Source organism: Algoriphagus faecimaris (assembly GCF_900101705.1).
In the GTDB taxonomy this organism is placed as follows: Bacteria; Bacteroidota; Bacteroidia; order Cytophagales; family Cyclobacteriaceae; genus Algoriphagus; species Algoriphagus faecimaris.
Genome location: NZ_FNAC01000048.1, coordinates 16,490 through 28,704, shown reverse-complemented (window position 1 = coordinate 28,704; position 12,215 = coordinate 16,490). Strand labels below are relative to the sequence as shown.

General features: G+C 41.3%; 15 protein-coding genes. 7 read left to right on the top strand and 8 right to left on the bottom strand.

What is annotated here, in order from left to right:
* Window positions 1-1,667, bottom strand: a 1,667-nt coding sequence (locus BLQ57_RS18445; RefSeq protein WP_139162809.1) for a hypothetical protein, incomplete at its 3' end; no start/stop codon positions are given.
* Between the two features lie 437 nt (window positions 1,668-2,104).
* Between BLQ57_RS18445 and BLQ57_RS18440 the strand changes: the two genes are divergently transcribed.
* Window positions 2,105-3,535, top strand: a complete 1,431-nt coding sequence (locus BLQ57_RS18440) for an aldehyde dehydrogenase family protein (RefSeq protein ID WP_087941068.1) — start codon at window positions 2,105-2,107, stop codon at window positions 3,533-3,535.
* A gap of 107 nt (window positions 3,536-3,642) precedes the next feature.
* On the top strand, window positions 3,643-4,500 hold the full coding sequence (locus BLQ57_RS18435; RefSeq protein ID WP_087941069.1) for an alpha/beta hydrolase: 858 nt from the start codon (window positions 3,643-3,645) through the stop codon (window positions 4,498-4,500).
* A 31-nt stretch (window positions 4,501-4,531) separates the two neighbouring features.
* Here the strand turns inward: BLQ57_RS18435 and BLQ57_RS18430 are convergent, their stop codons facing one another.
* Both BLQ57_RS18430 and BLQ57_RS18425 read right to left on the bottom strand, forming a co-directional pair.
* A complete protein-coding gene (locus tag BLQ57_RS18430) occupies window positions 4,532-4,765 on the bottom strand; it encodes a hypothetical protein (RefSeq protein WP_087941070.1) in 234 nt (77 codons plus the stop codon).
* Complete coding sequence (locus BLQ57_RS18425; RefSeq protein WP_087941071.1) at window positions 4,740-5,342, bottom strand: RNA polymerase sigma factor; 603 nt, start codon at window positions 5,340-5,342, stop codon at window positions 4,740-4,742. The genes BLQ57_RS18430 and BLQ57_RS18425 overlap by 26 nt, the downstream gene beginning before the upstream one ends.
* A 330-nt stretch (window positions 5,343-5,672) precedes the next feature.
* Here BLQ57_RS18425 and BLQ57_RS18420 point away from each other — a divergent pair, with 330 nt between their 5' ends.
* Window positions 5,673-6,020, top strand: coding sequence for a DUF3127 domain-containing protein (locus tag BLQ57_RS18420; RefSeq protein ID WP_087941072.1), 348 nt, complete (start codon window positions 5,673-5,675; stop codon window positions 6,018-6,020).
* A 24-nt stretch (window positions 6,021-6,044) separates the two neighbouring features.
* The gene (locus BLQ57_RS18415; protein WP_087941073.1) at window positions 6,045-6,506 is read left to right on the top strand and encodes a hypothetical protein; all 462 of its coding nucleotides are present in this window, start codon (window positions 6,045-6,047) and stop codon (window positions 6,504-6,506) included.
* Here BLQ57_RS18415 and BLQ57_RS21375 read toward each other — a convergent pair.
* The 5 genes from BLQ57_RS21375 to BLQ57_RS18400 all read right to left on the bottom strand — a co-directional run bounded on the left by BLQ57_RS21375 (window position 6,496) and on the right by BLQ57_RS18400 (window position 10,367).
* Complete coding sequence (locus BLQ57_RS21375) at window positions 6,496-6,648, bottom strand: hypothetical protein (RefSeq protein WP_169712801.1); 153 nt, start codon at window positions 6,646-6,648, stop codon at window positions 6,496-6,498. The two genes, BLQ57_RS18415 and BLQ57_RS21375, sit on opposite strands and share 11 nt — an antisense overlap.
* A 6-nt stretch (window positions 6,649-6,654) precedes the next feature.
* Entirely contained in the window at window positions 6,655-7,185 is a 531-nt protein-coding gene (purE, locus tag BLQ57_RS18410) for a 5-(carboxyamino)imidazole ribonucleotide mutase (RefSeq protein ID WP_087941074.1), read from the bottom strand.
* A complete protein-coding gene (locus BLQ57_RS18405) occupies window positions 7,182-8,318 on the bottom strand; it encodes a 5-(carboxyamino)imidazole ribonucleotide synthase (RefSeq protein ID WP_087941075.1) in 1,137 nt (378 codons plus the stop codon). The genes purE and BLQ57_RS18405 overlap by 4 nt, the downstream gene beginning before the upstream one ends.
* Before the next feature lie 74 nt (window positions 8,319-8,392).
* Complete coding sequence (locus tag BLQ57_RS20985; RefSeq protein WP_139162808.1) at window positions 8,393-8,539, bottom strand: lmo0937 family membrane protein; 147 nt, start codon at window positions 8,537-8,539, stop codon at window positions 8,393-8,395.
* A gap of 46 nt (window positions 8,540-8,585) precedes the next feature.
* On the bottom strand, window positions 8,586-10,367 hold the full coding sequence (locus BLQ57_RS18400) for a MutS-related protein (protein WP_087941076.1): 1,782 nt from the start codon (window positions 10,365-10,367) through the stop codon (window positions 8,586-8,588).
* Between the two features lie 101 nt (window positions 10,368-10,468).
* On the opposite strand from BLQ57_RS18400, the gene BLQ57_RS21260 reads away from it, so the two are divergent.
* From BLQ57_RS21260 to BLQ57_RS18390, 3 genes are read left to right on the top strand one after another with little or no spacing between them, the layout of a single operon-like run.
* The gene (locus BLQ57_RS21260; RefSeq protein ID WP_169712802.1) at window positions 10,469-10,633 is read left to right on the top strand and encodes a hypothetical protein; all 165 of its coding nucleotides are present in this window, start codon (window positions 10,469-10,471) and stop codon (window positions 10,631-10,633) included.
* A gap of 23 nt (window positions 10,634-10,656) precedes the next feature.
* Window positions 10,657-11,478 carry a hypothetical protein gene (locus tag BLQ57_RS18395; RefSeq protein WP_087941077.1) on the top strand — a complete coding sequence of 274 codons (822 nt, stop codon included), beginning with the start codon at window positions 10,657-10,659 and terminating at the stop codon, window positions 11,476-11,478.
* A gap of 57 nt (window positions 11,479-11,535) precedes the next feature.
* Window positions 11,536-12,213, top strand: coding sequence for a nitroreductase family protein (locus BLQ57_RS18390; protein ID WP_087941078.1), 678 nt, complete (start codon window positions 11,536-11,538; stop codon window positions 12,211-12,213).
* The last annotated feature ends 2 nt before the right edge of the window (window positions 12,214-12,215 follow it).

The window sequence follows — 12,215 nt, the reverse complement described above, 5'->3', positions numbered from 1 at the left end:
TCTGGAGTGAAAGTTATCGTTACTGTCTCAGCGTCACACTCAGGATCTGGTACAGTCAATGCAGGAGCATCTGGAGTGACAGGAGCTGGTTCAACATCATAATCAGAGCTGCTTACGCAAATAGAACCTATTGTTCTTGCATAGACGGTTCCACTACTTTCAACATTAGCTGTAAAACTACCGTCAACAATGAAGCTCGAAAAATCGCTATTTAAGGAATATTCAACATCTTCCTCCTCAGTAAATGTAATTGTAACTGTCTCAGCATCACAATCAGGTTCCGGTACGATCAAAACAGGTGGAGCAGGTTGTTTAACCACAGTAATACTCACCTCTACTCTAGCACTCTCACAACCAAACTCATTGCTTTGACTCACCCAAACAGAATAAATGCCTGGAACATTGGTATCCACAGCACTAGGTGTGATTGGTGTTTCAGAAGTTTCAGTAGCAAAGTAAATCAACTCGAAACCTTCGCTTGCAGTCACATCGTATGAAAGAGAACCAACCGTCTGACAGACTGTCTGATCTTCTACTGTAGGTGCAGGTGCTTGGCCTTGAATAGAAATATTTCCTGAATAATTATTTGAACACCCTCTTCCATCGGAAACTGTTACGAAATAATTTCCAACTGGAAGATTCGATTGAACCAAAATATTGTCTTCAAGCTCAAGACCTGGGACATCGGTAGACCAATCTATGGTGTAATTTCCATCACCACCTGTTGGCTGGAGTAAAGTAAGTACCCCTCCCGTACCTGTCGCGCAATTTAAATCCTCAGTTTTAATTAAGTTGGAACTAATAGCAGGTAGAAGGGTAATAGTTTTTGTTTCTGACTTTGTAATACCCTCACTAGTGACAGATAAGGTCACATCATAATCCCCTGCAGAACCGAAATTAATATTTTGAGGATTGGCAACATCAGAAGTCGATGGAGTACCATTTTCAAAAGTCCAAGAATAAACGTAATCCCCAGAGTCGTTACCGTCTGGAGCATTTCCACCTGTAGTTAAATCTTCAAAATCAACAGTGAAATCATTACAGTTGGTGGTGAAATCAAAGTCTACAACAAGAGGGGTTCTAACTAAAAATCCTTCAGGAGTGAACGAACATTGGGATTGAAGATTTCCTGGATCACAATCTCTATTGAATCCATTACCAGTCTGCCAAGCAAAATACACATTTTTAATTTCTAGTTTCTTCCCCCACTCCCAAGTAAAGTCTCCAATATCCTGTGGCACTCCAAGAGGAACATTCATTCTAGGAGAAACACATTCAACTCGTGTTTCGACTAAGATATCATCTACCCAAATCTCATATTGTGCGTATATTGAATAAAAATTTCCAGAGCTACCACCGAATGTGGCGAAAATCTTTCCATCTACATCATCTCCAATATTATACTCTGTTTCAAAATCTTCTCCGTTGGGATCTAAAAATTCAACAAGAGCAACCAGGGCGTTATTTTGCGGACAACCTGGCGTACTCGTAGAGAAATCTATAGGCTCCTGACTATAAGCCGAAAGGCTTGAAAGTATATTTATAGTTAGGAAAATTGAGAAAAAAAGCCTGAGGCTGTTTACCAACCTCAAATTTTTCAGCTGCTCGTAGAAATCCCAATTGAGATTTCGGTGACAGGTGAGCCGGCATTTGGATATCTGCTCCATATTGATAGAATTTAAAATTTTTTCGAGTTCGTTACTTTCTTCGTTACTTTTCTCATTTTCAAGTCATTACCCAATTCTAAAATTGACTTTCTGACTTCTGAACCAATATCTGACTTGTTTTTTTGAGCTTTTTTGAGCTCGTTTCTCATCTTACAGACAGATTTCTGCCATAAAAATACACTTTTATGTTTTTCATATCCAAACTTTATTCGAAAAATATTTTTACGTAATGCAATTTTTTTGGTACGAAATAATTTTTTATGCCTACAAAAGGTCTTTTTGTTTAATCTTATTGTTCATTGCTTAGACAAAAGCTTTCTTTTCATACCTTTTAACCCCTTTATGACCTAAGTTTGATCTATATCAAAAAAACATTTAGAAATACACCACTTTATATTAACTGAGACCTTTTCTTCGTTTCTCCGTACTTTAAGCTTATGGAACACCAAACCACCAACATCCAGCAAAGCCCCTGGGGCATTTTTGAATCTCAGCTTGAAACCTCGCAGAAATGGAGAAGCTCTACCCTAGATGAGCGGAAAAATAGAATCCTCAAAATCAGAGATTGGATTAAAACTCATCAAGATCAAATCAGGAAATCACTCACCGCGGATTTCAATAAACCAGAAATTGAAACTGACCTCAGCGAAATTTTCCCTGTCACCTCAGAAATCAACCATACCCTAAAGCATCTTAAATCCTGGATGAAGCCCGCTAAAGTCAAAACTCCACTTGCGATGACTGGAACTTCGGCCTATGTCCAGGCAGAACCCAAAGGAAGAACACTCATCATTTCTCCTTGGAATTACCCTTTTACTTTGGCAATCGGTCCGTTAATTTCTGCTTTGGCCGCAGGTTGTACAGTCATCCTCAAACCTTCTGAAATGACTCCTGCCACCTCCTTATTGATAGAGGACATGATTACGGAGCTATTTGACGCAGAGGAAGTGGCCGTATTTAGAGGTGATGCTTCCGTGGCACAGAGCCTTCTTGCTCTTCCTTTTGACCATATCTTCTTTACGGGAAGTCCTCAAATAGGAAAAATAATAATGAAACAAGCAGCAGAGCACCTTAGCTCTGTGACGCTAGAACTCGGTGGTAAATCACCTACCATCGTCACTGCATCCGCCGATATTAAAGACGCTGCACAAAAAATCATTTGGGGAAAACTAGTCAACTGCGGACAAACCTGTGTTGCTCCAGACTATGTACTAGTCCATGAGTCGCAGAAAGAACTCCTGATTTCCGAACTTAAGATATCCATTCAACAGTATTATGATCCTAACTTTAAAGGAATAGAGCAATCGCCTGATTTGGCGCGGATCATAAATGATAAACATTTTCAGCGGCTTAAGAAGTACTTGGATGATGCCACTGAAAAAGGTGCAAAAATTGAATTCGGTGGTCAGACCAATCAGCACCATCGATACATCGAGCCAACCTTAATATCAGGTATTTCGGAATCCATGCTAATCGCGGAGGAGGAAATCTTTGGCCCCATCTTGCCTATTCTGACTTTTAAGGAACTGGAGGAAGCCATTACCTATATCAATTCCAAACCCAAGCCCTTGGCGCTCTATATTTTTGATCAAAACAAAGAGGAACAACAGATGCTTTTAAAAGCATGCAGCTCAGGAAATGCCGTCATCAATGATTGCGTCCTACATTTTCTTCACAATGAATTGCCCTTTGGCGGAGTTAACAACAGTGGGATAGGCAAGGCGCATGGTCATCACGGTTTTCTGGCTTTCAGTAATGAAAAAGGAGTGCTTAAGCAACGAACCGGGATCAATAACGTAACTCTGATGAGGCCTCCCTATGGGATAAAAACCAAGCAGATCCTCAACTCTTTAATCAAGTGGTTTTAAATTGAAACTAAAATAAAACCACCTAATTACTTTCCGGGGAGAAGGGCCCTGCTTCAAACGGTCCAACAAAAATCTACGAGCTCACTTTTACAATTAAAACCAATCCAATGAACTCCAAACTCAAGCTTTTATACCTCCTACTTTTCATCTCCTTCTCTGCCTGTACCACGGATTCGGTAGATGATCCCAATTTACCCCTAGAGGCAGTGCAACTGCTGGACCAAAGGTACGGCCCCGATTCTCGGCAATCCTACGATGTATTCTTACCGGCAGGAAGAGATCGTGAAAACACCCCTCTATTGGTCTATATTCACGGCGGTGCTTGGATAGACGGAAGTAAGGATGAGTTCTTGGAATTCAAACCTTTGATGGAGCAGTTCTTTCCAGAATATGCATTTGTATCGATCAATTATCGATTGTATGATTTCATCTCTGAAGAAAACTCCTTCCCAACCCAGGAAGAGGATGTGATTTTGGCAGTAGAAGAAATTCTAAGCCAATTAGCAAGCTGGAATATTTCTGACAAAATTTTACTCTCAGGAGGAAGTGCAGGAGGGCATTTAGCACTTTTGCATGGTTACAAGCATCAAAGTATAGGAAATATTCAAGCAGTGATTGCTTTTTTTCCTCCGACGAATCTAAGCACCTTGTATAACTTCAACTTTTTGACCCAGTCTGGATTGACAGAAATACTAGAGGGTACACCCGATAGCAATCCTGACCTATATCAAAGTTCAAGTCCTATCACATTTGTCGGACCCACTACGATTCCGAGCATTATTTTTCATGGAGATGCGGACAATGTGGTTCCTATTTCTCAAAGTGAAGAGTTGGCTGAAAAATTAGGCGAATTTCAGGTACCACATCAATTCATTGTCGTACCCGATCAAGGCCATGGCTTTGACCCTGTCACTTACCTAGATTTGCTTGAGCAGGCTTCTGTTTTTCTTCGGGAAAATATATAAAAAAACCCCGCAAAGGCGGGGTACCGAATAGTTAGACTTTCTGAAGTCCCGTAGATTTGGCTTTCGACTTGATCGCCTTTACTACTTGATCTGAAGGTTGAAGTTGGATTTGATCCAATGACTCTATGGCGCTCAGCAATTCCAAGTATTCCTGCATCAGATGTTGATCACTGTGCAAGGCCTGCATTAAGAGTTCTTGTTCTACCTCAGGCATTTCCTGATAAATATATCGTATCAGGTCATTTGGGGTAAATGGTTTTATCATAGGCAAAATTTAGTTGTTTCATTTTTTTCCTCAGATGAATCAGCGCGTATCGCATTCTTCCCAAGGCGGTATTTATACTCACTCCGGTCTGATCGGCAATCTCCTGAAAACTCATATCCATGTAGTGTCTCATGATGAGCACTTGTTTTTGAGTTTCTGGCAATTCGTCGATCAATCGCTTCACGAGCTCAATCCCCTCTTCTCTCACCTGTCTATCCTCTATATTCTCTTCTGCAAACTGCAGGGAATTGAAAATATTGGAACCATCTTCCATCATTATGGTCGGATATCGCTTGGACTTCCTAAAATGATCGATGGCTAGGTTATGCGCGATCCGCATCAACCAAGGCTTAAACTTCCCCTCCTCATTGTATTTGTCAGAATTCAGAGTATTCACCACCTTGACAAAGACATCCTGAAGAAGGTCTTCTGCCAAGCTTTGATCTTTGACGATCAAAAAGATGGTCGTATACACTTTAGACTTATACCGATCTACTAAAAGATCAAAGGCGGCTTCACTGCCGTTTCTATACTGAGCTATCAACTCGCTGTCACGTGGACCTATTCCCTTACTCATTTGATTTGGTTTATGAACAACGTAAAAGTCTAAGCCATAGTATTTTTTTAGTGTGAAGGATTATGAAACAGTTTTAAAAGTATCATTTTGACTCAATGGAAACAAAGAAAAAGCAAGCATTTTTTTTTATTCGAAAAGGAAAGCCTAGAAAAAAAATAATATTTGGTAAATCGGCCTTGAGCAAACTATTCGTCGTCAAATAATTGATCCAAAAACAAGGGAATGCAAATCGGACAATTTTTCCTTTGGCCCTAAAAGCAAATCTAAATTGAATTCGGAGTTTTAGCTTCTCTTTGCTTACCTTCGTTATGTAAATTAATTTATGAAAAAATGGAATTGAGCGGTAAAATTATTCAAAAACTACCCGAAGTAGGTGGAAATTCAAGAAATGGCAATGCCTGGAGAAAGCAGGAGTTTATCCTAGAGACTCCCGGTCAATATCCCAAAAAAGTCTGTGTGGCAATTTGGGGGGATAAGATAGACCAGTTCAATCTACAGGCAGGCGAGCAGGTCACCTTAAGTATAGATGTCGAAAGCCGTGAATACAATGGTCGATGGTATACAGAGGTCAAGGCTTATAGAGTGGAGCGCTCTGGTGGTAATACTTCTCAATCTACCTCCATGCCCGAAGTAGACACCTTCCACTCGGACAGCGAAGATGATGTTTTACCTTTTTAAGTAATAGCCTTTAATTTTTTTACCATGTGGGATGATTTTGATGATGAGGACCCCGACTTCGACGAAGAGGGGAGTTTTGACTACCATAAAGATCAGGAAAGGGTCTATAAGCACCCACTGATGAAAAAAGCAAGAGATATCGTCGGGCTCACCAAAGCTCTCGTCGGGAGCCTAGATGAAGCCCGGCGAGAGCTTTACGGCACATTGATGCTAGAAGACTCACTCTCTTTGACCGCCAAATTTTCAGCTGCAGAGAACAGCTCAGACTATGTGATCAAAATGGAAAAGGCAATGCTGATAAAAATCCACGCTAAAAGTTTATTTTCCATCACCTATCAACTGGCTTTAGAAGAAACCCATGCCGAAGAACATCTTCAGCTTTTGCGAGAAGCTATCGAAGAGTACCGCAAGCTTTTTTTGGATTGGATCAAGGAATTCGATTCCAAGGATCGGACAGATGATGGATGGGGAATCTTTACGGGCTAGTCTGAGTACCAAACTGGAAGCCTAGATAGGCACCCGCAAGCATCAATAGAATAGTAAGGAAAAGCAGAAGCAGGAATACATTCAATGGGATTTCCCATGGTACTCCGCTAATTTTGAATCTGATGGGCTTTTTCCAATTCATGACTTATTAATTCGCTTTTTTTGATAAGGCAGCTCTCCAGCCTATAGCTGAGAGTTCGTCCGCAGATGCTTCTACTTTTTGACGAAGTGAGTTTTTAAATTCATCTAATCTTTGTCCTACTTCCTGATCAAAAGCCCCAACCATAGAGGCTGCTAGAATCCCAGCATTTTTCCCTCCATTCAAAGCTACCGTTGCCACTGGAATCCCTCCTGGCATTTGCAGAATAGACAATACACTATCCCAGCCATCGATAGAATTAGAACTCTTAACCGGCACACCTATCACGGGAAGGCTTGTCATGGAAGCCACCATACCCGGCAGATGTGCAGCTCCACCGGCTCCGGCGATGATTACCTTGAGTCCGCGCTCTCTTGCAGATCGCGCATAATCTACCATTCTATCGGGCGTGCGGTGGGCTGATACTACCGTCAATTCAAAAGATACACCCAATTCCTCCAATATTTCAGCTGCCTCCGACATAATTGGGAGATCGGATTGACTTCCCATGATAATACCTACCTGTGCTGTCTTACTCATGATTTGATTTTAATTAGATTTTTTATCCTATTTGCCCGGACTTTTAGCTGCTCTAGGCTCTGATCGAGAAGTGTTACATGGCCCATTTTGCGGAAAGGTTTGGTAATTTTCTTTCCATAGAGATGAATGTAAACACCTTGCTCGCTCATGGCTTCTTCTTTCCCTTCTACGATCGCCTCACCGGTAAAACCTTCCTCACCCAGCAAATTGATCATGGCCGCAGGACAGCGAAGCCTTGTGTCTCCGAGAGGCCAATTCATCACCGCTCTTAAATGCTGCTCAAACTGTGAAGTAAAATTGGCTTCAATGGTATGATGTCCACTATTGTGAGGCCTCGGAGCTATTTCATTGACGAGTATCTCACCTTCCTTGGTCACAAACATTTCCACCGCAAGTAGACCTACCATGTCTAATTTGAGTATGACCTCTTTGGCAATCTCTTGGGCCCTTTCTTCTAATTGGCTGTTAATCTCTGCAGGAGCAAAAAGAAACTCCACCAAATTGGCAGTAGGATGAAAAGCACACTCTACCGATGGGTAAATTTTGAGGTCTCCTTTTTCATTTCTTGCTACGATGACGGCTATTTCCCGATCAAAATCGATCAACTTCTCCAATAATCCCGGCGCATCAAAGGCTTTATCGAAGTCTCCTTCATTTCGAAGCACTTGCACTCCCCTACCATCATAGCCATCTTTTCCCAATTTATTTACCGCCGGCAAAAAATCACTCTGAGCCATCACCTCCGCTTGGCTGGCAGTAAGTATAAAATCAGCCGTGGGAATTCCCGAGTTTTTATAAAATTGCTTTTGTTCGCGCTTATCCTGAATCAGACGGATTATATGAGGCTGAGGAAAAACCTTCTTCCCTTCCGATTCCAATTTTTCCAATGCTTCTGTATTGACACTCTCTATCTCTACGGTGATGACATCACAATCTTTACCAAAAGCATACACGGTATCAAAATCCTTTAACGATCCACAAACAAACTTCTGCGCAATCTCACTACAGGGGGCCTGAGGGTCTGGATCCAAAATATAGATATCTTGATTATAATTGATCGCTGACTGTATGAGCATCCGGCCTAATTGACCGCCACCCAATACTCCTAATACTTTTGATTTTGAAGCTTCCATTGGCCCAAAAATAAAACAATCTGCAAGATAATCCTGCAGATTGTTAATTTGACAAAAAGGTCTTTACCTTTTACCTATGCTCTCTTTATTAGTTTCAACAGTAGCGCTACGACTGCAAAGACCAATAGAATATGGATCAATCCTCCCGCACTGTACACAAAAAAGCCCAAGATCCATCCGATAACTAAAATTACCGCGATAAAATACAATAGTGAGTTCATAAAATTAAATTTAAGTGAAACAAAGTTTCATATAATATAGCAATAATCAGGCAGAACCACTATTCCCCCCAAACTTAATCCCCATGAGCTCCATAAGTTTATGTGCATTGAAGCTAGGGCAAGGACCTTCTTTAATTTTATAATCAAAGTCTATTTTATCATCAAAAACCGCCGAGTGAAAACTCTTATTCGTAACCGGACCCAATCGATTTTCTAAGCTTGACAATTCAATATCATGGGTACTGATGATCCCCAATCCTTCTGTCTGAATCAGCTGTCGAATGAGTGCCTCGCTACCCGCTATTCTGTCTTCAGTATTAGTGCCTTTAAGAATCTCATCTAGCAAGAAAAAGATAGGCTTTCCCTGTTCCAACCGAGTAATTAGAGACTTGATTCGGCTGAGTTCTGCATAAAATGAACTTACACTTTCCCCCAAATTATCAGCATTTCGCATACTAGTGTATAGATCCATTTCCCCGACGACTAGGCGCTTTCCATAAGGTCTCAGACCTAAATTGGCTAAGACTAGATTGATCCCAATCGTACGCATAAAAGTAGTTTTCCCGCTCATATTAGCACCTGTCAGCAAGACGATTCGTTTGTCACCACCCAATTCAAAAGAGTTGGCTACTGCCTTTCCCGGCACTAAAAGAGGGTGGGTCAATTCTTCAGCCTTTACTACTTGATCAGCAGCAATCTCCACATCCCCTTGAGTGCCCAGCTGATGCTGAAATAGTCCAAGCGAAATTAACATCTCCCAATAGGCCAGTCTCTCCGGATAGGCCGCCACCTTATCACCAAATCTATTTTTCCACTTGACCCATCGCACATAGAGTAGGAGATCTGTCCATAGAATCAAGTTAATCGGGAGATACATGAGGTTAAGACGATTCTGAACCCACAGCCCCAAGCGATCCAACTCCAGTAAATGAAGGGAAGCTAAACCAGCTTTTTCTTTGAAGATTTCCTGTTGCTCACGCAAAAAAGAAGACTCAAACTCCTGCTCTTCGATCAATTTCACCGAATGAATAAATGTTTTTAAGGTCTGTCGATTGGGGATCTTCTCAGCCGCCTCTTTCAGAGAAGAAAACACTGAGGCTAGAAAAACCATACCTATCAAAATCCAAAGGCCTAAAACTGCACTGGGTATCCAGCCTAAATACAAAGAAACCAAAAGGAACACTCCTCCCAATATCCCCAGTCCTCCCAATGCCAACAAATAACTTTTTGGCTTTTCCTTTACTTTCAACCACTCAGACCAATCCGCTTTAGCTGTAGTATCGTTATAAAAAGCCTTTCCTACAGCTTCCATACTTTTTAGAAAGAGGGGCTTCTGCGAAAGCTCATCCACAGCCTCACGAAGAGCTGATTTCTTCCCAATTTCAATGGGAGCTTTTAGCGCCTCGGCCAATAGGTCGGAGCCAGCCATGGAATGACAGTGATTTAAGAGCTGAAAAAGAGAATGGTCACCAAATAAATCCAAATCATTACTGTAGGGATGGTTTTTATCCAAATAGGCCTTGCCCTCCTCGAGTGAATCCAGTTTTCGATCCACTCTCCACTTGGTTTCCTTTTTCATTTGGGCTAAGGCCAAAGTCACTGCTTCTTGATCCTTTAAAAAATTAAACTCTCTGACTGACCAAACAAAGCCTCCACCTATGGCTATCAGAATAAAAAACCACCATCCTGACTGAGAAAAAAATAAAACTACAGCCGCAATAATGGCTAAAAAAAGCGCTAAGCGCAATAAGGAAAAACCTCCTGCCTTTCGCTTGATGCTAAGTAATTGATCCCTTATCTTTTCTTCGGAAAAATTAAATTTATTCATCTTCAAATATAGGGATTGAAGAAGATGTAATGTAATTCTATACCTTGGCGTTGAATTTGATATTTTCTTAATCTACCTTTAAATCAAAGATTTACTTCAACATGGCCAAGAAAAAAAAGAAACAAAAACTTGAACCGGAGGAACTTTGGGAAGGTGATTCCCCAATCATTCAGGGAATGGGTCTGTTTCCAGAGTCCGTCTCCTTGACTCAAAATATCGGCTGTGCCTCTGAGAGTCAAAAGAAAAAAGTTAAATCCAGTCACTAATTCATCACTTTTATTAAAAACCAATGAAAAAATTAAACCAACTACTGACGCTCAGTCTACTAACTTTTATCCTATTCAGCTGCGGATCTGATCCTGAGCCCGAACTCACAGTACCTGACCTCACTGTGGTAGATGATGATCTACAGATCAATCGGCTCTTTGAGGATTTGGATAATTATACCTTGACTGTTTTGGAGGAAAATGGACTAGGCGCTAGAATACAACAGACTCAAAATGATCAAATCTGTGAGGGAGTGGTAATCATGGTGGATCAAGAAAATCGTCGGATTGAAATTAATTTTGGAGAAAGCTGCATCAGCTCCTCAGGAGTGGAAAGAAAAGGTAAAGTAATCCTCGAGTATAGTGGAAACTTTCTATTTCCAGGAGCTACTGTAACTACCACTTTTGAAGGATATGAAGTAGACGGTTTAAAAGTCGAAGGAACCCGATCTATTGTCAATGGAGGAATCGACCTACTCAACAGCGAAGTAAATCTGCTCGTAGAAGTCGAAAATGGAAAAATCACTTGGCCCGATGGTCAGTTTGCCACCTATTCGTCCAATCAGTCTCGTGAAGTGAGACTGGGTAGTCAAGGCTACGAGATCACCATCACTGGCACTGCCCAAGGAACTGCAAGGTCAGGAGTAAATTATACCTCAATAGTAGAAACAGGACTCCAAGTGAGTCAAACCTGTGTAGAATCAGGAGTTTGGATTCCTAGCTCGGGAACTTTGGTTTTCAATTATGAAAACAGCCCGGTGACGGTGGACTTTGGATCAGGTGAATGTGACCGTACAGTTACAATCACTTATCCCGGAGGAAGTGAGACCATCACTGTAGATTAAAATTCAAAATTGGCTGGGGCGAAAACCAGCCACTTTTTATTGCTTAACCAAATTGCTATGACACGTAAAGAAATTGACGGCTTTCCTTATATCAGTTATTCTAGGCCTCAGATTACGGATGCTCAATCTATCGAAATGTCAACTTCTTTTTATGAAATCCTTAGCAAAAGAAGAACTGTAAGGGAATTTAGTACCCGCCCAATTCCAGAGAAGGTAATTTCCAACCTACTCAAAACTGCAGGCTCAGCGCCTTCTGGAGCCAATAAACAGCCCTGGACATTCTGTATAGTAACTGACCCAGCCATCAAAAAGCAAATCAGAGTCGCTGCAGAAGCTGAGGAAAAGGTGAATTACTCCTCTCGCATGTCTCCAACATGGATTCAGGATTTGAAGCATTTGGGCACCGATTGGCAAAAACCTTTCCTCGAGGATGCTCCGGCTCTAATTGTAGTATTTAAGCAATCCTACGGAGTGGAAAAAGGGCAAAAAATCCAGCATTATTACGTCAATGAATCGGTTGGGATTGCATGTGGATTCTTGATTGCAGCTATTCATCAGGCAGGTTTAGTTACTGTGACCCATACCCCTAGTCCTATGAATTTTTTGTCTAAGATTCTTAACAGACCAAGTCATGAAAAACCATTTCTGCTTCTACCAATAGGTTTTGCCGCAGAAGATTGTCATGTCCCAGCTATCGAAAAAAAATCCTTGATGGATTTTACCGTTTATTTTTAAAG

Coding starts and splice junctions, on each gene's coding strand:
- BLQ57_RS18440 (WP_087941068.1), top strand. CDS start 2,105: ATGGAACACCAAACCACCAACATCCAGCAAAGCCCCTGGGGCATTTTT.
- BLQ57_RS18435 (WP_087941069.1), top strand. CDS start 3,643: ATGAACTCCAAACTCAAGCTTTTATACCTCCTACTTTTCATCTCCTTC.
- BLQ57_RS18430 (WP_087941070.1), bottom strand. CDS start 4,765: ATGATAAAACCATTTACCCCAAATGACCTGATACGATATATTTATCAG.
- BLQ57_RS18425 (WP_087941071.1), bottom strand. CDS start 5,342: ATGAGTAAGGGAATAGGTCCACGTGACAGCGAGTTGATAGCTCAGTAT.
- BLQ57_RS18420 (WP_087941072.1), top strand. CDS start 5,673: ATGGAATTGAGCGGTAAAATTATTCAAAAACTACCCGAAGTAGGTGGA.
- BLQ57_RS18415 (WP_087941073.1), top strand. CDS start 6,045: ATGTGGGATGATTTTGATGATGAGGACCCCGACTTCGACGAAGAGGGG.
- BLQ57_RS21375 (WP_169712801.1), bottom strand. CDS start 6,648: ATGAATTGGAAAAAGCCCATCAGATTCAAAATTAGCGGAGTACCATGG.
- purE (WP_087941074.1), bottom strand. CDS start 7,185: ATGAGTAAGACAGCACAGGTAGGTATTATCATGGGAAGTCAATCCGAT.
- BLQ57_RS18405 (WP_087941075.1), bottom strand. CDS start 8,318: ATGGAAGCTTCAAAATCAAAAGTATTAGGAGTATTGGGTGGCGGTCAA.
- BLQ57_RS20985 (WP_139162808.1), bottom strand. CDS start 8,539: ATGAACTCACTATTGTATTTTATCGCGGTAATTTTAGTTATCGGATGG.
- BLQ57_RS18400 (WP_087941076.1), bottom strand. CDS start 10,367: ATGAATAAATTTAATTTTTCCGAAGAAAAGATAAGGGATCAATTACTT.
- BLQ57_RS21260 (WP_169712802.1), top strand. CDS start 10,469: ATGGCCAAGAAAAAAAAGAAACAAAAACTTGAACCGGAGGAACTTTGG.
- BLQ57_RS18395 (WP_087941077.1), top strand. CDS start 10,657: ATGAAAAAATTAAACCAACTACTGACGCTCAGTCTACTAACTTTTATC.
- BLQ57_RS18390 (WP_087941078.1), top strand. CDS start 11,536: ATGACACGTAAAGAAATTGACGGCTTTCCTTATATCAGTTATTCTAGG.